General features: G+C 70.2%; 15 protein-coding genes and 1 pseudogene. 6 read left to right on the forward strand and 10 right to left on the reverse strand.

Features of this window, described 5'->3' with window-relative positions:
- Positions 1–63: 63 nt before the first annotated feature.
- From ABTZ59_RS30190 to ABTZ59_RS30215, 6 genes and pseudogenes are all read right to left on the reverse strand, one after another.
- Positions 64–1443, reverse strand: a pseudogene (locus ABTZ59_RS30190) (alpha-amylase); the annotation flags it as partial.
- An 82-nt stretch (positions 1444–1525) separates the two neighbouring features.
- A complete protein-coding gene (locus ABTZ59_RS30195) occupies positions 1526–2740 on the reverse strand; it encodes a LacI family DNA-binding transcriptional regulator (protein ID WP_503003781.1) in 1215 nt (404 codons plus the stop codon).
- Positions 2725–4407 carry a glycoside hydrolase family 13 protein gene (locus ABTZ59_RS30200; protein ID WP_351420081.1) on the reverse strand — a complete coding sequence of 561 codons (1683 nt, stop codon included), beginning with the start codon at positions 4405–4407 and terminating at the stop codon, positions 2725–2727. The genes ABTZ59_RS30195 and ABTZ59_RS30200 overlap by 16 nt, the downstream gene beginning before the upstream one ends.
- A gap of 99 nt (positions 4408–4506) precedes the next feature.
- Positions 4507–5382, reverse strand: coding sequence for a sugar ABC transporter permease (locus tag ABTZ59_RS30205; protein ID WP_503003782.1), 876 nt, complete (start codon positions 5380–5382; stop codon positions 4507–4509).
- A complete protein-coding gene (locus ABTZ59_RS30210; RefSeq protein WP_351420086.1) occupies positions 5376–6410 on the reverse strand; it encodes a carbohydrate ABC transporter permease in 1035 nt (344 codons plus the stop codon). The genes ABTZ59_RS30205 and ABTZ59_RS30210 overlap by 7 nt, the downstream gene beginning before the upstream one ends.
- Positions 6411–6440: 30 nt before the next feature.
- A complete protein-coding gene (locus ABTZ59_RS30215; RefSeq protein ID WP_351420090.1) occupies positions 6441–7715 on the reverse strand; it encodes an extracellular solute-binding protein in 1275 nt (424 codons plus the stop codon).
- Positions 7716–8053: 338 nt separating this feature from the next.
- On the opposite strand from ABTZ59_RS30215, the gene ABTZ59_RS30220 reads away from it, so the two are divergent.
- Together ABTZ59_RS30220 and ABTZ59_RS30225 are read left to right on the forward strand one after the other, a co-directional pair.
- On the forward strand, positions 8054–9109 hold the full coding sequence (locus tag ABTZ59_RS30220) for a LacI family DNA-binding transcriptional regulator (protein ID WP_351420094.1): 1056 nt from the start codon (positions 8054–8056) through the stop codon (positions 9107–9109).
- Between the two features lie 74 nt (positions 9110–9183).
- Positions 9184–10119, forward strand: a complete 936-nt coding sequence (locus ABTZ59_RS30225; protein WP_351420097.1) for a phosphatase PAP2 family protein — start codon at positions 9184–9186, stop codon at positions 10117–10119.
- 49 nt (positions 10120–10168) lie between these two features.
- On the opposite strand, the gene ABTZ59_RS30230 is transcribed toward ABTZ59_RS30225, so the two are convergent.
- The 3 genes from ABTZ59_RS30230 to ABTZ59_RS30240 form a co-directional block, all read right to left on the reverse strand.
- The gene (locus ABTZ59_RS30230) at positions 10169–13183 is read right to left on the reverse strand and encodes a bifunctional [glutamine synthetase] adenylyltransferase/[glutamine synthetase]-adenylyl-L-tyrosine phosphorylase (RefSeq protein WP_351420101.1); all 3015 of its coding nucleotides are present in this window, start codon (positions 13181–13183) and stop codon (positions 10169–10171) included.
- 187 nt (positions 13184–13370) lie between these two features.
- On the reverse strand, positions 13371–14732 hold the full coding sequence (gene glnA2, locus ABTZ59_RS30235; RefSeq protein WP_351420104.1) for a gamma-glutamylpolyamine synthetase GlnA2: 1362 nt from the start codon (positions 14730–14732) through the stop codon (positions 13371–13373).
- A gap of 243 nt (positions 14733–14975) precedes the next feature.
- Positions 14976–15581, reverse strand: coding sequence for a MarR family winged helix-turn-helix transcriptional regulator (locus ABTZ59_RS30240; RefSeq protein WP_351420107.1), 606 nt, complete (start codon positions 15579–15581; stop codon positions 14976–14978).
- A gap of 112 nt (positions 15582–15693) precedes the next feature.
- On the opposite strand from ABTZ59_RS30240, the gene ABTZ59_RS30245 reads away from it, so the two are divergent.
- The 3 genes from ABTZ59_RS30245 (at position 15694) to ABTZ59_RS30255 (ending at position 17664) form a co-directional block, all read left to right on the forward strand.
- Positions 15694–16119, forward strand: coding sequence for a hypothetical protein (locus tag ABTZ59_RS30245; protein WP_351420110.1), 426 nt, complete (start codon positions 15694–15696; stop codon positions 16117–16119).
- A 115-nt stretch (positions 16120–16234) separates the two neighbouring features.
- Entirely contained in the window at positions 16235–16882 is a 648-nt protein-coding gene (locus ABTZ59_RS30250) for a thioredoxin-like domain-containing protein (protein WP_351420112.1), read from the forward strand.
- Positions 16879–17664 carry a DUF305 domain-containing protein gene (locus tag ABTZ59_RS30255; RefSeq protein ID WP_503003783.1) on the forward strand — a complete coding sequence of 262 codons (786 nt, stop codon included), beginning with the start codon at positions 16879–16881 and terminating at the stop codon, positions 17662–17664. The genes ABTZ59_RS30250 and ABTZ59_RS30255 overlap by 4 nt, the downstream gene beginning before the upstream one ends.
- A gap of 45 nt (positions 17665–17709) precedes the next feature.
- Here the strand turns inward: ABTZ59_RS30255 and ABTZ59_RS30260 are convergent, their stop codons facing one another.
- Positions 17710–18168, reverse strand: coding sequence for a DUF5990 family protein (locus ABTZ59_RS30260; protein WP_351420116.1), 459 nt, complete (start codon positions 18166–18168; stop codon positions 17710–17712).
- A 129-nt stretch (positions 18169–18297) separates the two neighbouring features.
- Here ABTZ59_RS30260 and ABTZ59_RS30265 point away from each other — a divergent pair, with 129 nt between their 5' ends.
- Positions 18298–18717, forward strand: coding sequence for a CBS domain-containing protein (locus ABTZ59_RS30265; RefSeq protein ID WP_351420117.1), 420 nt, complete (start codon positions 18298–18300; stop codon positions 18715–18717).
- Positions 18718–18746: the final 29 nt, after the last annotated feature.

Genomic DNA, 18746 nt, shown 5'->3' on the forward strand with positions numbered 1-18746 from the left:
ATCGGCGGTCAACAGGTGCGGTCAGCGCGTGCGGTCAGCAGGTGCGGTCAGCAAGTGCGGTCAGCAAGTGCGGGCGCCGGTGTGCAGCGCGACCGCGGTGTCCGAGCCGAGGGTCGCCGTGAACTGTCCCGAGCCGTTCACCGTCACCGTCCTGCCGTTCTGCACATCGCAGTACGTACCACCCGGCAGCGAGGTCTGGAAGGTGCGGGTGAGCGTGGAGCCCTCGTGGTTGATGGCCACATAGCCCGCCGAGCCGCGGCCGAAGGCGATCTGGTCGCCGCCGTTGTCCCACCAGTTGGTGACCGCCTGGCCGCGCGTGGTGTTGCGGAAGGCGACCATCGAGGAGATCTCGCGCCAGGCGTGCTGGCACTTCCAGCCGTTGCTGTAACAGGCGTTGACCGTACCGCCGTTGGGCGGACCGGCGTCCTTGTCGCTCCACTCGTAGCCGGAGTGCACATCGGGCGAGCCGTACGGCCAGGCCAGCATGAAGACATTGGCGAGCGTGTAGTTCGCGCCGTCCTTGTAGCTGAGGGTGTCGCCGCCGCGCTCGGTATCGTGGTTGTCGACGAAGACGGCGGACCTGCCCGACTCCATATAGCCCCAGCCCTCGCCGTAGTTCTTCAGATAGGCGAGGTTCTCGTTGTTGAAGACCCGCTTGAGGTCGCGGGCGTACCGGAACTCCTGGACGTCACCATTGCCGAGGTACTCGCTCGGCGAGACGGCCTCGCCCGCGCCGTAGATGGCCTCCTGCTTCCAGTAGACGCCCGGATTGCTCAGCCTGCTCTTGATGTTGGCGAGATCACCGGCCGGCATGTGCTTGGCGGCGTCGATCCGGAAGCCGTCGACGCCGAGCGACAGCAGGTCGTTCAGATACGCCGCGATCCGGCCGCGTACGTACTCCTCGCCGGTGTCCAGATCGGCGAGCCCGACCAATTCGCAGTTCTGTACGTTGGCGCGGTCGCCGTAGTTGCTGATCTGCGAGCGGCAGTCGTCCATGTCGAAGCCCGAGTAGATACCGGGGTAGTTGTACTTCGTGTACGAGGAGCCACCGGTGCCGGTGCCGTCACCGGCCGCCATGTGGTTGATGACGGCGTCGGCGACGACCTTGACGCCTGCCGCGTGACAGGTATTCACCATGGTCGAGAAGGCGGCGCGGTCACCGAGCCGCCCGGCGATCTTGTAGCTGACGGGCTGGTACGAGGTCCACCACTGGCCGCCCTGGATGTGCTCCTGGGGCGGGGAGACCTGTACATAGCCGTAGCCGGCCGGGCCGAGGGTGTCCGTGCACGCCTTCGCTATGGAGTCGAAGCGCCACTCGAACAGTACGGCGGTGACGTCCTTGCCACCGGGCGGCGCCGCCTGGGCGGTCCCGGCGGGGACCGTGAGCGCGACCGCGGCGCCCGCCACGAGGGCGAGCGCGGCGGCCAGAGTTCTGCGAGCCATTCGGTTCCTCCAACAACACTGGTGGGGGGAGGTGCGGGTGACGGTGGTGCGGTTCTGTGCACGAACGGTGGTGCGGAAAGGGTCAGTGGCGCCCGGGTACGCGCGCTCCCGCGGTGGAGCCGCGTACCACCAGCTCGGGCTGGAAGACATACTCGGTGCGCTGCATGGGGCTGCCCGCCATCTCCTCCAGCAGCGCGGCGACGGCCGCCGCGGCCATCGCGCGCACCGGCTGTCTGACCGTGGTCAGCGGCGGGTCGGTGAAGGCGATCAACCGCGAGTCGTCGTACCCCACGACCGAGATGTCGTACGGCACCGCGAGCCCGCGCCCCCGGGCAGCCCGCACCACACCGAGCGCCATCAGATCGCTGGCGCAGACGATGCCGGTGCAGCCGAGCCCGAGCAGCGCGTCCGCCGCGACCTGACCGCCCTCGACGCCGAACAGCGTGGAACACACCAGTTCCTCGGCCTCGCTCCAGGCCAGCCCCAGCAGCCCGACGGACGCGTCGAGGAAGCCCTCGCGCTTGCGCCGGGACGGTACATAGCGCTGCGGTCCGGTCGCGAGCCCGATCCTGCGGTGTCCCAGCTCGGCGAGATGGCCGACGGCCATCCGTACGGCCGCGTGGTCGTCCGCCGAGACGAAGGGCGCGCTGACGCGCTCGTTGTAGCCGTTGATCAGTACGTGCGGCACACCGCGCGCGGCGAGCGCGGCGTAGCGCGCCGGGTCGGCCGAGGTGTCGGCGTGCAGCCCGGAGAGGAAGACGATGCCGCCGACGCCCCGCTCCACGAGCTGTTCGACCAACTCGTCCTCGGTGGCGCCGCCGGGCAGCTGGGTGCAGAGCACCGGGGTGTGGCCGTGCCCGGCCAGGACCTGTTCTACGGCTTGGGCGAAGGCGGGGAAGACCGGGTTGGTGAGTTCGGGGGTCACCAGCCCGATCAGCCCGGCGCCGCGCGGCTTCGGGCCGCGCGGCTTCGCGCCCCGCCCGGAGCGCGTCCCCCGCCCGGAGCGCCCCGGGCGCTCGTGCCGCTCGGGCCGTTCGTGCCGCTCGGGCCGCTCGCGCCTCCGCTGCCGTTCATCGCGCTCGTACCGCTCGTACTGCTCGTGCCCGAGGGTGTCGAGCGCCGCGAGCACCCGCTGCCGCGTGGTGTCCGCGACGCCCGGCCTGCCGTTCAGGACCCGGCTGACGGTCGCCTCACTCACCGACGCCCGGCCCGCTATGTCAGCGAGCCTCGGCGTACCGGCGGTGAGCCGCTGTCCGTCGCCGCCCGGCGGCAGGAGGTCGGTCACACCGTCCACCACACCGTGGTGTCGGCGGGCAGTTCGGCCTCGGCGCCGTGCACGGACACCGGGCCGCTGGCCACCAGCACCCGGCCGTGCGCGGGGATCCGTACCGCCGTGTCGGTGGTGTTGACCGTGCAGACGAAGCCGGGCCTGGCGAAGGCCAGCAGCCCTTCGGGCGCGTCCAGCCACTCCACCGAGTCACCCGCGCCCAGACCGGGGTGCTCCTTGCGGGCGGCCAGCGCCGCCCGGTACAGCTCCAGGGTGGAGGAGGGGTCACCGGTCTGCGCCTCGACGCTGAGCGCGCCCCAGCCCTCCGGCTGCGGCAGCCAGCTGCCCCCGCCGCCGAAGCCGTACGAACTGCCCTCGCGCGTCCAGGGGATGGGCACCCGGCAGCCGTCACGGAAGCCGTCCTGGCCGTCCGCGCGGAAGTACGACGGGTCCTGCCGGGCCTCGTCCGGCAGGTCGGTGACGTCGGGCAGTCCGAGTTCCTCGCCCTGGTAGACATAGGCGGAGCCGGGCAGGGCCAGCATCAGCAGGGTCGCCGCGCGCGCCCGGCGCAGCCCGAGCGTACGGTCGCCGGCCTCGCGTGTCTGGGTGGCGCCGCCGGGCGGGCTCGCGAAGCGGGTGGCGTGCCGGGTGACATCGTGGTTGGAGAGCACCCAGGTGGCGGGGGCGCCGACCGGGCGCATCGCGGCGAGCGAGACATCGATGACCTCGCGCAGCGCGGCACCCACCCATGAGGTGCTCAGATACTGGAAGTTGAACGCCTGGTGCAGTTCGTCGGGGCGTACGTAGTTCGCGGTGCGCTCGACGGTCGGGGTCCACGCCTCGGCGACGGCGATCCGCTCGCCGGGGTACTCGTCGAGGATCCTGCGCCACTGCCGGTAGATCTCGTGCACACCGTCCTGGTCGAAGAACGGCGTGCCGCCGTCGGCGCTGTCGAGCAGCCTGAGCTGTCCGGTGTCGCCGATGTCGGGCAGCCCCTCGGCCTTGACGAGACCGTGGGCGACATCGACGCGGAAGCCGTCGACGCCCATGTCCAGCCAGAAGCGCAGGATCGAGCGGAACTCGTCGGCGACGGCCGGGTGGTCCCAGTTGAAGTCGGGCTGTTCGGGGGCGAAGAGATGCAGATACCAGTCGCCGGGGGTGCCGTCCGGGTCGGTGGTCCTGGTCCAGGCGGGGCCGCCGAAGATGGACTCCCAGTCGTTGGGCGGGAGTTCGCCGTTCGCGCCCTTCCCCGGGCGGAAGTGGTAGCGCTCGCGCAGCGCGGAGCCGGGGCCCTCGCGCAGGGCGCGCTTGAACCACTCGTGCGCGTCGGAGGAGTGGTTGGGGACGAGGTCGACGATGACGCGCAGATTCAGCTCGTGGGCGTCCCGGATCAGCGCGTCGGCGTCCAGCAGGGTGCCGAACATCGGGTCGATGGCCCGGTAGTCGGCGACGTCGTAGCCCGCGTCGGCCTGGGGGGAGGCGTAGAAGGGGCTGAGCCAGACGGCGTCGACGCCCAGGTCCCTGAGGTACGGCAGGCGGCGGCGTACCCCGTCGAGATCGCCCATTCCGTCGCCGTTGCCATCGGCGAAGCTGCGTGGATAGACCTGGTAGATCACCGCGTCCCGCCACCAGCCGTGGCGGTGGCCCGGGGCGTCGTCGGACGTGCCGGTCAGAGGGGCAGCGAGGTGCTGGGTCATGTCGTCCCTGTGGTGTCTGGGGGTGGGGAGCGGCGCGCGGCCGGTCAGGTCCCGCGCGCCGCCGTCGTCATACGGAGTCGGTGGTAAGGGCAAGGCCGCTCAGCCCTTGACGGCACCGGCGGACATGCCGGTGACGAGATGGCGCTGGGCGAAGAGGAAGACCAGCGCGGCGGGGATGGCGATGAGGACGGACGCGGCGGTCATGGGCCCCCACTGGGCGCTGTACTGGTTGACGAACTTCTGGAGACCGCCGGCGAGCGTGAGGTTCTCGTCGCCGACCATGAAGGCCGAGGCGTAGGCCACTTCGCCCCAGGCGGTGATGAACGAGTAGAACGCGGTGACCGCGAGCCCCGGCTTGGCGAGCGGCAGGATCAGCCGGTAGAAGGTGCCGAACGGGGTGAGTCCGTCCACCATGCCGGACTCGTCGATCTCCCGGGGGATGGTGTCGAAGAAGCCCTTCATCATCCAGGCGCAGAACGGTACGGCGATGGTGAGGTACGTGATCACCAGACCGGCCGACTGATTGAGCAGCCCGAGGCCCGCCATGATGTTGTAGATCGGCACGATCAGGACGGCGACCGGGAACATCTGGGTGATCAGCAGCGTCCACATCAGGCCGCGTTTGCCGGGGAAGCGGAAGCGGCTGACGGCGTAGCCGGTGGTGGCGGCCACGAACACGCCGAGCAGGGTGGTGAGTCCGGCGATGATCAGCGAGTTGCCGAACCAGGTGAGGAACGGGGTGTCCCGCAGCAGGTTGGTGTAGTTCTCGAACGTCGTCTCTTTGAAGAAGTCCGTGGTCGTGGCGTAGCTCGCGGGCTTGAGCGAGGTCAGGAAGACCCACAGCACCGGGAAGACGGCGATCACGGACGCGACGATCAGGGTCGCGTGCAGCGCGACCGAGGCCAGGGGCGAACGGCGGCCGCGGCGCGGGACGTTGACGGTCTGGCCAGGGGCGGGGGCGGCGGTGGTCACCACGTATCTCCCTGCTTACGGAGGACGCGCCGGTAGACGGCGGCGAAGAGCATCAGGAGGACGAGGATCAGCACGCCCCAGGTGGAGGACTGCGCGAAGTCGCGGGGGCTGATCTCGAAGGAGAACTTGTACGCCTGGGTGACCAGGATCTGGGTGGCCTCACCCGGTCCCCCGCGGGTCAGCAGGAAGATCACCGGGAACATGTTGAAGGTCCAGATGGTGGAGAGCAGGATCACGGTCGTACTGACCGAGCGCAGCCCCGGCAGGGTGATGTGACGGAAGCGCTGCCAGGCGTTGGCGCCGTCCATCTCGGCCGCCTCGTACATCTCCCCCGGGATGGACTGGAGTCCGCCGAGGAGGGCGACCATCATGAAGGGCACGCCGAGCCAGATGTTCACGGCGATGACCGAGAACTTCGCCCACGTCGGGTCGTTGAGCCAGGGCACGGCGTCGATGCCGCCACCCGTGAGCAGCCTGTTGAGGAAGCCGCGCTCCTCGTTGTAGAGGAAGCGCCAGGCGAAGACGGAGACGAAGCCGGGGACGGCCCAGGGCAGGATCAGCAGCATCCGGTAGAAGGAGCGGCCCGCGATCCGGCGGTTGAGGATATTGGCGAGGCCGAGGCCGAGCGCGAAGGTGACACCGACGCAGGACACCGTCCACACCAGGGTCCAGCCGAGGGTGCCGAGGAACTGATCGCCCGTGAGCGCGTCGGCGTAGTTGTCGAGGCCGACGAACTCATAGGTGGCGGGCAGGTGGTTGACGCCGATGCTGCGCTCGACATTGCGCTCGTTGGCATCGGTGAGCGACAGATAGATACCCCGGACCAGCGGGTACCCGATGATCACGCCGATCACGGCCACCACCGGGGCGACCATGGCCCAGGCGTACCAGTGGGTCGCGAGACCGCGCCGGAGTCTCGTCGACACCCGGAGTTCGCCGGGTGCCTTGCCAGTGCCAGTGCCGCGGCCGCGGCCGCGGGCGAGGTCATCGCCCGCGGCCGACGCCACCGACTGGCTGGTGTGGACAGCCATCAGCCGGCCCGCCTTCCTTCCCGTTACCTGTTACTTCCAGCCCTTGAGCAGCTTGCGGTAGGCGTCGCCGGTGTCCTTGGCGCCCTTGGCCGGGTCGGTCTGACCGGTGAGGACCTTGGTGTACTCGGTCACCAGCGGTGCGAAGAGGCTGCCGGTCTCCGGGATCCAGGGGCGCTCGACGGCCTTGTCCACGACGGGCTTGAAGAAGCCGACGATCTCGTTGTCGGCGACGCCGGGCTGCGTGTAGACGGACGTACGGGTGGGGAGCAGGCTCAGCTCCTCGGCGACCTTGGCCTGGCTCTCGGCGGAGGTCATGTACTCGGTGAACGCGTAGGAGGCGTCCAGGTTCTTGGAGCCCGCGTAGACGGCGAGGTTGTGGCCGCCCTGCGGGGAGCCCTGCCCGACGGAGCCGGCCGGTACGGGGGCGATGCCCAGATTGGCCTTGTCCTTGAACTGCGCGCCGCCGTAGGTGTCGGTGACGGCCCACGGACCGTTGATCATCATCGCGACATCGCCGTCCTTGAAGGCCGACTGCATGTTCTCCCAGCCGTCGGTGGCGTCGGTCTTGGCGGCGCCGGAGTCGACGAGGTCCTTGACGACGGTCATGGCCTTGACGCCGGCCGGGTTGTCGACGGTGACGGTCTTGTTCGCCGCGTCCACCAGGTTGCCGCCCTCGCCGTAGAGGAAGGACAGGAACCAGTAGGCGTCGTCGCCGCGCAGATAGAGGCCGGTCTTGCCGGTCTTGTCCTTGATCGTCTTCGATACGGTCTTCAACTCGTCGACGGTCTTGGGGACTTCGACGCCCGCGTCCTTGAAGATCTTCTTGTTGTAGAAGATGCCCATGGAGTCGATGACCTGCGGCACGGCATAGGTCTTGTCGCCGTACTTCGTGGAGGCCGCGGCCTGCGCGAGGAAGTCCTTCTCGTCCTTGAGCGCCGGGGTGCCGTCCAGCGGGGCGAGATAGCCGAGATCGGCGAACTCGGGGGTCCAGGCGACCTCGGAGCGGATCACGTCGGGCGCCCCGGAGCCGGACTGCGCGGCGTTCTTGAACTTGTTCTGGGCGTCACCGAAGGGCACGTTGACATATTTGACGTCGACCTTCGGGTGCTTCTTCTCGAAGCCCTCGGCGAGCTGCTTGAAGACCTTGTCCTCGCTGCCCACGGTCGAGGTGTCCCACCAGGTGACCGTGCCGGAGAGCTCGCCGCCCGAGCTCTTGCCGCTTTCCGCGTCGCCGTCACTGCCGCAGGCGGTCGCCGCGAGGGCCAGGGTCGCGGCCAGGGCGGTGGCCGTTATGCCACGTCGCATCCGAACTCCTTCAACTGCCGTACCGCTCCGTCGCGGCGCCGGGTCGGACGTGAACGTAACAGCCTTGCAAGATGGCCGAAAGACCTTGCGGAATATTTCTGCAAGGACGAGGGATCGTTACCGGCATGTGTCCTGTCGATTGCCGATCAACCTCTTGACGGGAACACGCGTGACCTGGCAAGGGCGAACCGCGCAGGTCAGTGCCGGTCCGGGCGGATCGGGTGCGCCTTGCGGCGGTGCGGCGGGAAGGCTTCGCAAGATCTTGCAAGGGCTTGCCGCCGGGGCCCGGCCCCTGGCACGGTGGGCAATCCGACATACGCCCGGTACAGTCCACTGACATGACCGCACGGCTTGCCGATATCGCAACTCAGGCGGGGGTCAGCGAAGCGACGGTCAGCCGCGTACTGAACGGCAAACCCGGGGTTGCCGCGACCACCCGCGAGTCCGTACTCGCCGCGCTCGACGTGCTGGGTTACGAACGGCCCGTGCGGCTGCGCCGGCGCAGCGCGGGGCTGGTCGGACTGATCACCCCCGAGCTGGAGAACCCGATCTTCCCGGCCTTGGCGCAGGTCATCGGCCAGGCGCTGACCCGGCAGGGCTACACGCCGGTGCTGGCGACCCAGACCCCCGGCGGCTCCACCGAGGACGAGCTGACGGAGATGCTCGTCGAACGCGATGTCTCCGGCATCATCTTCGTCTCCGGGCTGCACGCCGACACCTCCGCCGATATGCGGCGCTACGAGAAGCTGCGCGCCCAGGGCGTGCCGTTCGTACTGGTGGACGGTTTCTCGCCGAAAGTCCAGGCGCCCTTCATCTCCCCCGACGACCGGGCGGCCATGCGCCTCGCGGTCACCCATCTCGTCTCGCTGGGGCATCAGCGGATCGGTCTCGCCGTCGGCCCCCGGCGCTTCGTGCCGGTCCTCCGCAAGATCGAGGGTTTCCGCGCCACGGTCCAGGAGTTGCTCGGGCTCTCCTCCGAGGAGGCGGACGAGCTGATCCAGCAGTCGCTGTTCACTCTGGAAGGCGGCCAGGCGGCGGCCTCCGCGCTGATCGAACGCGGCTGTACGGCAGTGGTGTGCGCGAGCGACATGATGGCGCTCGGTGCGATCAGGGCGGCCCGCCGGCTCGGTCTGGACGTGCCCAGGGACCTGTCGGTCGTCGGTTTCGACGACTCGCCCCTCATAGCCTTCACGGATCCGCCGCTGACGACGATCCGCAAGCCGGTGCCCTCGATGGGCCAGGCCGCGGTCCGGGCGCTGCTGGAGGAGATCGGCGGTACACCCGCCCCGCACAGCGAGTTCGTCTTCATGCCCGAGCTGGTGGTACGCGGTTCAACCGCCTCCGGGCCGGTCCCGGGACCCCAAGGAACATCAGGGTCGCGAAGTCGTCCGTAGGGTGTAGCGAATGCGGCCCGAACCCGTCCGGGGGATGATCGGTCGGGAACGGGAATCTGGCAGACTCTCTCGCTATGGGTGAATCGACCGTGAAGACACAGGAAGGCCTGCGCGGCCGTACGGTGACCCCGTCACCCATCCCTGAAGAGGAGGCGGCCGCGGCGGCGACGAGCGCGAGCACCGAGCCGGACGCGAGCGGCGAGGCCGTCGGACAGCGTACGTGGTTCCAGCGCCGCAGAGCGCCCCGCCGTCCGCGCATCTGGTTCGAAATCCTGCTGATCGCGGTGAGTTACTGGACGTACTCCCTCATCCGCAACGCGGTCCCGGAGCAGAAGGCCAAGGCCCTGCGGAACGCGGACTGGATCTGGGAGACGGAGAAGACCCTCGGCATCGCGGTCGAGCAGAGCATCAACCACGCGATGAATTCGGTGACGTGGCTGATCGTCGGCATGAACTACTACTACGCGACACTGCACTTCCTCGTCACGATCGGGGTGCTCGTCTGGCTCTTCCGTTACCATCCGGGCCGGTACGCCGCCGCCCGGATGGTGCTCTTCGCCACCACGGCCGTCGCGCTGCTCGGTTACTACCTGTATCCGCTGGCGCCGCCCCGGCTGATGAACGGGGGCCGGTTCATCGACACGGTCGTGCACCACGAGACCTGGGGCTCGATGGCGTCCGGCGACCTCAAGCACATGTCGAACCAGTACGCCGCGATGCCGTCGATGCATATCGGCTGGTCGCTGTGGTGCGGACTGATCATCTTCGCGGTCGCCTCGGCGCCCTGGGCGAAGATCCTCGGCCTGCTCTATCCGACGCTCACGCTGCTGGTGATCGTCGCCACCGCGAACCACTTCTGGCTGGACGCGGTGGGCGGCATGCTCTGTCTGGCGTTCGGCATGGCGCTCTCGTACGCCTGGTACGGCTCGACGCCGTACCGGCTGCCCCGCCATGTCGACGACGACCGGCCACGCCCGCTCCGACTGCGCCGCCGGCCAGGGACCGTCTGAGGGGGCGGGCACGGCCTTTGGGCCTGTCTGAGGGGGCGGGCACGGCCCCTCAGGTCGCCGCCCCGTAGAACAGCTCCTCCATCACCGCCCGCGCCCTGCGCGTCGTACGACGGTAGTCGTCCAGCATGTCGCCGACATGTCCCGGCCCGAATCCCAGATAGCGGCTCATCGCGCTCAGTTCGCGTCCGTCCGACGGGAAGGTGTCGCCCGGCCTGCCCCTGACCAGCATCACGCCGTTACGGACCCGGGTCGCCAGGACCCAGGCCTCGTCCAGGATCTGCGCGTCCTCCGTCGAGAGCAGCCCCGCCGCGCGGGCCGCCGCCAGGGCCCCCCGGGTACGGGTGGTGCGCAGTCCGGGTTCCGCCCAGCCGTGCCGAAGCTGGAGCAGCTGGACGGTCCACTCGACATCGGAGAGCCCGCCCCTGCCCAGCTTGGTGTGGAGGGTGGGGTCGGCGCCGCGCGGCAGCCGCTCCGACTCCATCCGCGCCTTGAGCCGGCGGATCTCCCGTACCGCCTCCTCGCCCAGCCCCTCCGCGGGAAACCGCAGCGGATCGACCAGTTCGATGAAGCGGCGGCCGAGATCGGCGTCCCCCGCCATCGGCTCCGCGCGCAGCAGCGCCTGGCTCTCCCAGACCAGCGCCCAGCGCCGGTAGTACGCCGCGTAGGAGGCGAGCGTACGGACCATCGGGCCGCTCTTGCCCTCCGGCCGCAGATCCGCGTCGATCAGCAGCGGCGGGTCGGAGGTGGGGACTTGAAGCAGCCGCCGCATCTCGGCGACCACCTCGTTCGCGGCGCGCGCCGCCTCGTGCTCGGCGACGCCCTCGCGCGGCTCGTGGACGAAGAGCACATCCGCGTCCGAGCCGTAACTCAGCTCATGGCCGCCGAACCGCCCCATGCCGATGACCGCGAACCGGGTGGGCAGCGTGTCGCCCCACTGCTCGCGCACGACGGCGCGCAGGGCGCCCGCGAGCGTCGCCGCGTTCAGATCGGTGACCGCGTTGCCGACCCGGTCGACCAGCGCCCCCGGGTCCTCCTCCGCCGGGCTGTCCTCCGTGCCGTACGAGCCGATGATGTCCGCCGCGGTCGTACGGAACAGCTCACGCCTGCGCATCCCGCGGGCCGTGGCGACCGCGCCCTCCGCCGTCTCCGCGCGCCCGACCGCCGCCAGGACCTCCTGCTCCAGCGGCTCACGGCCGCGCGGAGCCAGCCCCTGGGGGTCGCCGAGGATGGCCACCGCCTCGGGCGCGCGGAGCAGCAGGTCGGGGGCGAGCCGGCCGGCCGAGAGCACCCGCGCGAGATTCTCCGCCGCCGCCCCCTCGTCGCGCAGCAGCCGCAGATACCAGGGCGTCTTGCCGAGCGCGTCCGACACCTTGCGGAAACCGAGCAGCCCGGCGTCGGGGTCGGCGGAGTCCGCGAACCAGCCGAGCAGCACCGGCAGCAGCGTCCGCTGGATCGCCGCCTTGCGGCTCACCCCGGACGACAGCGCCTCCAGATGCCGCAGCGCGGCGGCCGGGTCCGCGTAACCGAGCGCTTCGAGCCGCTGCCGCGCCGCGCGTGGACTGAGCCGGATCTCGCCGGGCGCGAGCTGGGCGACCGCGTCGAGCAGGGGCCGGTAGAACAGCTTCTCGTGCAGCCGCCGGACGACCGAGGCGTGCCGCCGCCAGGTCCGGTTGAGCTCGGCGACGGGATCGCCGCGCAGCCCCAGCGAGCGGCCGAGGCGGCGCAGATCCGCCTCGTCCTCGGGCACCAGATGGGTACGGCGCAGCCGGTAGAGCTGGATACGGTGCTCCATGGCGCGCAGGAAGCGGTACGCCTCGTCCAGCTGCGACGCGTCCGCCCGGCCGACATAGCCGCCCGTCGCCAGCGCGGCCAGCGCTTCGAGGGTCGAGCCGCTGTGCAGCGTGGCGTCGCTGCGGCCATGGACCAACTGGAGGAGCTGTACGGCGAACTCGACGTCCCGCAGCCCGCCCGGACCGAGTTTCAGCTCGCGGTCCACCTGGCCCGGGGGGATGTTGTCCACGACCCGGCGGCGCATCTTCTGTACGTCGGAGACGAAGTGCTCGCGCTCGGCGGCCTGCCACACCAGCGGCGACACCGCCTCGATGTACTGGGCGCCGAGCATCGGGTCGCCGGCCACGGCGCGGGCCTTCAGCAGCGCCTGGAACTCCCAGGTCTTGGCCCAGCGCTGGTAGTACGCGAGATGGCTGCTCAGTGTCCGCACGAGCGGACCGTTACGGCCTTCGGGACGCAGATTCGCGTCGACCGGCCAGATGGTGCCCTCGCTGTTCGACTCGGAGCAGATCCGCATCAGATGGGACGCCAGCCGGGTCGCCGCCTGGATGGCCTTGCCCTCGTCGACGCCCTCGGCCGCACCCCCCACCCCGTCGGCCGGCTCACCGACGAAGATCACGTCCACGTCCGAGACGTAATTCAGCTCATGGCCGCCGCACTTGCCCATCGCGATCACCGCGAGCCGGCACAGCGCGGCGTCCTCGGGCGCCGCCGCCTTGGCGATGGCGAGTGCGGCGCGCAGGGTCGCGGTCGCCAGATCGGCCAGCTCGGCGGCGGTCTGGGCGTAGTCCGCCGTCCCGCAGACATCTCTGGCGGCTATGGCGAGCAGACAGCGGCGGTAGGCGACCCGCAGCGAGACCGGGTCGGTCGCCTCCGCGAGCCCGCGCTCGAACTCCTCGACGCCGGGGTGCAGATCGGCCAGCTCGTAGGTGACCAGCACATGCCAGTCCCCCGGGTGCCTGGCCAGATGGTCCCCGAGCGCCTCCGACGAGCCGAGCACCCCGAGCAGCCGGTCCCGCAGCGGCTTCGCCGCGATCACGGTGTCCAGCAGCACCCGCAGCTCGTCGGGGCGCTGCGCCTCCGCCAGCCTGACGAGCCCGCGCAGCGCGAGATCGGGGTCGGCGGTGGCGCCGAGCGCGTCCAGGAGCAGCGGATCGGACCGTACGGGTGACATCGCGGGGGCGTCGAGCAGCCGCTCGGCGGCGGAGGGATCGGTGAAGCCGTGCCGCAGCAGGCGGGTGAAGGTACTGCTTCTGCGTCCCGGCAGCGCCATGTTCCCCGTCTCCTGTCCACAACCCGGTCCGGCCAAAGCTCAAGAACGAGCCTAGAGGAGTAGGTCCGAAGTCTCGTCTGCCTCCGGGCGAACGACGACACTTCGGACTTACTCGCCCAGACCCGGCTCGCGGCCGAGGGCCGACGACGAAGACCCCGCCGGCCCGGATCGGTTCACACCCACGGCCCTACAGCACGGGCAGGTTCTTCTTCAGCTCGAAGGCGGTGACCTCGGAGCGGTACTCCTCCCACTCCTGCTTCTTGTTGCGCAGGAAGAAGTCGAAGACATGCTCGCCGAGCGTCTCCGCGACCAGTTCGCTGCGCTCCATCAGGGAGATCGCCTCGCCCAGGTTCTGCGGCAGCGGCTCGATGCCCATCGCGCGCCGCTCCGCGTCCGTGAGGGCCCATACGTCGTCGTCGGCGCCCGCCGGGAGTTCGTAGCCCTCCTCGATGCCCTTGAGACCGGCGGCGAGCAGCACCGCGTAGGTCAGATAGGGGTTGGCTCCCGAGTCGATCGAGCGGACCTCGACCCGCGCGGAGCCGGTCTTGCCGGGTTTGTACATCGGGACGCGGATCAGCGCGGAGCGGTTGTTGTGCCCCCAGCAGATGTACGAGGGGGCCTCGCCGCCCGAGCCCGCCGTACGGGAGGAGCCGCCCCAGATGCGCTTGTACGAGTTGACCCACTGGTTGGTGACGGCCGAGATCTCGGCCGCGTGCTTGAGCAGCCCGGCGATGAAGGAGCGGCCGACCTTCGACAGCTGGTACTCGGCGCCCGACTCGTAGAAGGCGTTGCGGTCGCCCTCGAAGAGGGAGAGATGGGTGTGCATGCCCGAGCCGGGGTATTCGGAGAACGGCTTCGGCATGAAGGTCGCCTGTACGCCCTGCTCCAGCGCGACCTGCTTCATGACCAGGCGGAACGTCATGATGTTGTCGGCGGTGGAGAGCGCGTCCGCGTAGCGCAGATCGATCTCCTGCTGGCCGGGGGCGCCCTCGTGGTGGCTGAACTCCACCGAGATGCCCATGGATTCGAGCATCGTGATCGCCTGGCGCCGGAAGTCCATACCGACGTTCTGCGGCGTGTGGTCGAAGTAGCCGGAGCTGTCGGCGGGCGTGGGGCGCGTGCCGTCGACCGGCTTGGTCTTCAGCAGGAAGAACTCGATCTCGGGGTGGGTGTAGAAGGTGAAGCCCAGATCCGAGGTCTTCGCCAGGATCCTCTTGAGCACATAGCGCGGGTCCGCGTAGGACGGCGAGCCGTCGGGCATCAGGATGTCGCAGAACATCCGGGCCGTTCCGGGGGCCTCCGCGCGCCACGGCAGTATCTGGAACGTGCCCGGGTCGGGCTTGGCGATCATGTCGGACTCGTACACCCGGGCGAAGCCCTCGATCGCGGATCCGTCGAAGCCCATGCCCTCGTCGAAGGCCTGCTCCAGCTCGGCGGGCGCGACGGCGACCGACTTCAGGAAGCCGAGCACGTCGGTGAACCACAGGCGTACGAAGCGGATGTCGCGCTCTTCGAGCGTGCGGAGCACGAATTCCTGCTGCTTATCCATATTAGCCGTCCTACCCATCCTTGCTGGTCAGGCCACCTGCTCCCATGCCACGAGGCACCCCGGGGGCACCCGAGCATCCCACCACACGATTTCCGGCGCGTTGCGAACCCCCGTCCAACGCTTCGCGTCGTGCGTGTGTACGGGCTCGCGGCCCATAGTGCCTGTTCGACCGATGCCCAGGTAGCAGGCGGCCGCAACCCCATTGTGCGCGAGATCGGTGCGGAAGATCGACTCCGGCGCCGGTCAGCCCCCACCGTGCCGGACGGTCGTGTCCGACCAGCCCAGCGGGTACGGCTCGGTGTCCTCGCCCGGTACCGCCTGCTCCCCGCCCGCCTCGGTGAACGCGGTGAGCGCGCCGACCAGGGCCGCGCGCTGCTCGGGGGTCAGCCGCTCGACGATCGCCGCGATCTCGCGGTGGCGTACGGCGGTGACCCGGTCGACGAGCGCCCGGCCCCGCTGGGTCGGCCGCAGCAGCGTCTCGCGGCGGTCGCAGGGATTGCTCCGCCGGGTCGCCAGGCCCGCGGCGATCAGCCGGTCGAGCGTCCGCATGGCGGTCGACGGATTCACCCCGAGCCGTTCGGCGATATCGACGAGTTTGGCATCGCCGTGGGCGGTGAGGACCGCGAGCAGCCGGAACTGCGGCAGGGTGACCGGTTCCGCGACCGACGCGAGAGACCGGGCCGACACCTTCGCCAGCAGCTTGGACGCGGTCAGTACGGCGTGCGTCACCGCGTCGACATCGGCCGGACCCCGTCGGCCCCCCGGATCCGCCTGGCCCTTGGCGGTCGACCGCGATCGCGACAGCGGCTGACGACTCGGCTGCCGACGCGGCCGCGGATCCTCGGTCATGCCTCTTTGTACCCCGACGGTGCCCGGTTCGTACCGTCTGGGGTCACGGAGGGGAACCGGAACCGGTTCCTCACTGCTGCCGGCGGGGGTGTACGCACTACGATCTGCGCTCATGGGGGGATCGCGGCCCGGCCACATACGTATCGCGCGTCCCACGGCTCTGCTGAGTGCCGTGGCGACGCTGCTCGCCGCGCTCTTCCTCTGTCTGGGTCCTGACCCGGGCGGGACCGGCGTCCACCACCCGGACGGTCCGGCGACGGCGGCGAACGGCGCCGCGTACGGCCCGGTCGCCGAGACCTCGGTCGCGGACCGGGCCGAGGCGGAGGCCCGCTACACCTGCCCGTACGACAAGGGCGACTGCGGGCTCTTCCCGCATCAGAGCCCCGCCGTGCTCACCGTCCCGCCGCCGGCCACCCCGTTCGCCGGCCAGGTCCAGCCCCCGCACCTCGAACCGCCGTACCCCACCGGCCAGGTGCCCCGCTCCGGAGCGCTCGCCCGCGCCCCGGATCTCCACGTCCTTCAAGTACTGCGGACGTAGCCGGGCCCGCACCCGCACCGGGCCACCCCCGCGCCGGGTTCCCGAATATCCCGAACCACGATCCGTGGTCACGCAGTTGTCCGCGTTCCGCAGTTATCTCAGAAGGACACACATCATGGCTTCCAAGTCCCAGTCCGCCGAGCGCAAGGCCCGAATAGAGGAGATGCGCCGGGTCGAGCGGGCCCGCGAGCGGCGCAGTCGCATCATCACGATCACGGCGAGCGCCGTCGTGGTGGCCGCCCTCGTCGCCGGTGGCGCCTACCTCCTCAACAAGGAGTCGGAGCAGAAGGAGCAGGAGCAGGCGGCGGCCAAGGCGCCCGTGAAGGGCGAGAAGTCCTGGGACGCCAAGGAGCTCGGCCGTAACCACGTCACGGAGCAGGTCACGTACCCGATGACGCCGCCCGTGGGCGGTGACCACAACCAGGTCTGGATGAACTGCCAGGGGGACGTCTACAAGGAGGCGATCCCGGACGTGAACGCGGTGCACTCACTGGAGCACGGCGCGGTCTGGGTCACGTACAACGACAAGGCCTCCGACGCCGATGTGAAGGCGCTCGGCGAGAAGGTGGAGAAGACGCCCTACTCGTTGATGAGCCCGGTGCAGAACCAGTCGGGCGCCCTCATGCTGAGCGCGTGGGGCAAGCAGGTCACGGTGGACAGCGCCACGGACCCCCGCGTGGACCAGTTCTTCACGAAGTACGTGCAGGGCGCGCAGACCCCTGAGCCGGGCGCCGCCTGCACGGGCGGAATGGGCGCGCAGTGACAGCGGGGAGCGCCCCGGACCCGACCGCCGGCGCGGAGACGGCCGACACCGCCGACGACGCGGCCGACACGGCTCGTCCGGCGCGCAAGGCGACACGCACCCAGTGGGCGGCGATCACCGCCGTCGTCCTGGCGCTGGTCTTCGCCGGTACGGCGGCGGTGGCCTCGGCCGGGCGTGACGGCGGCCCGGCCGCGCCCCGTACCCCCACGGCGGACTCGGCGGACGCGGGCTTCGCCCGTGACATGGCGGTCCACCATCAGCAGGCGGTGGAGATGTCCTTCATCGTGCGGGACAGCACGGACGACGAGGAAGTGCGCCGGCTGGCGTACGACATCGCCAACACCCAGGCGAACCAGCGCGGGATGCTGCTGGGCTGGCTGGACATGTGGGGGCTGCCGAAGGTCGAGTCGGGCCGTGAGCCGATGGCCTGGATGTCCATGGACAAGATCATGGACCACGGCGGCGGCACGGACATGGGCTCGATGGACCACGGCGACGCGGGCCATCAGCCCCAGGACGGCTCGCTGATGCCGGGCATGGCCACGAAGACGGAGCTGGACCGGCTCCGCGAGGCCCGTGGCAAGGCGGCCGAAGTCCTGTATCTCCAGCTGATGACCGACCACCACAAGGGCGGGGTCGACATGGCCGAGGGCTGCGTACAGCTATGCGTACCCGGTACGGAGAAGGACCTCGCCGAAGGGATGGTCGCGGCGCAGCAGTCCGAGATGGCCCTGATGGCGGACCTGCTCGCGGCACGCGGCGCGCAGCCGCGTACCGGCTGACGCGCGGGGCCGCCGGTTCCCCGGGGAGCCGGCGGCCCCGCGATCTCAGCGCTCCCGCGTCCCGGGCACGGTCCGCCACACCAGCTCGGGCGGGCGGAGCCGCGCGCACCGGGGCAGGCCCTTCGCGTCCGTCAGCGACAGCGTCGTCTCGGCGGCGCCCCCGGCGAGCAGGTCCGGCGGCAGATCCACGAGGAAGAGCTTCGCGCGGCGGAACATCCGGAACGCCGCGATGTCCGCGCCGGGCGACAGCTCGCCCCAGGTCAGATAGATGAACCGGGCCCCGCGCCGGCCCTGGACATAGGGCCCGCGGAAATCCGGCGTGCCGTCGGGTGCCGTGGTCGTGTCGACGGGGATCTCGAAGTGCGCCTCGGCCGCGTCGGCCCTTACCAGCTGGTCCGGGTCCGGGCCCCGGCCGCGCTGCGGGGCCACATGGACCTCCTGGAAGCAGCCGCACGCGCGGCCGGGCAGCTCGCGCCCGGTGATCCGCAGGGTCAGTCGCGCCATGCTCTCCCCCTCATCTCTCCCGTCCATCTCTCCCGTCCCTGTTCGGGCGCTTGCGGTCGCGTCACCCGAACGGGTCCACGATGATGGATCTGGCTCGGGGTGGACGGCACTCAGGAGGCAGGGACAATCATGACCACCGCCAAAGACATCATGCACCCCGGGGCCCAGTGGATCCCGGCCCACGAGACCCTGGACCGCGCCGCCCAGCTGATGCGTGAGCTGGATGTGGGCGCGCTCCCCATCGCCGACGCCGAGGAGCGGCTGACCGGCATTCTCACGGACCGCGACATCGTCGTCGGGTGTGTGGCGATGGGCCATGACCCGGCGCGGACGACGGCCGGTGAGATGGCGCACGGCACCCCTCGCTGGATCGACGCGAACGCGGATGTGGACACGGTCCTGTACGAGATGCAGAGCCACCAGATACGGCGGCTGCCGGTGATCGAGGACAAGCGTCTGGTCGGGATGATCAGCGAGGCCGATCTGGCCCAGCACCTCACCGACGGGCAGCTCGCCTCCTGGATGGAACAGGTCTACGCGCACGGCTGAGCCCCGGCTCGCCCGGCACAGACACGGCC

It is taken from the genome of Streptomyces sp. NPDC094034 (assembly GCF_040303865.1).
In the GTDB taxonomy this organism is placed as follows: Bacteria; Actinomycetota; Actinomycetes; order Streptomycetales; family Streptomycetaceae; genus Streptomyces.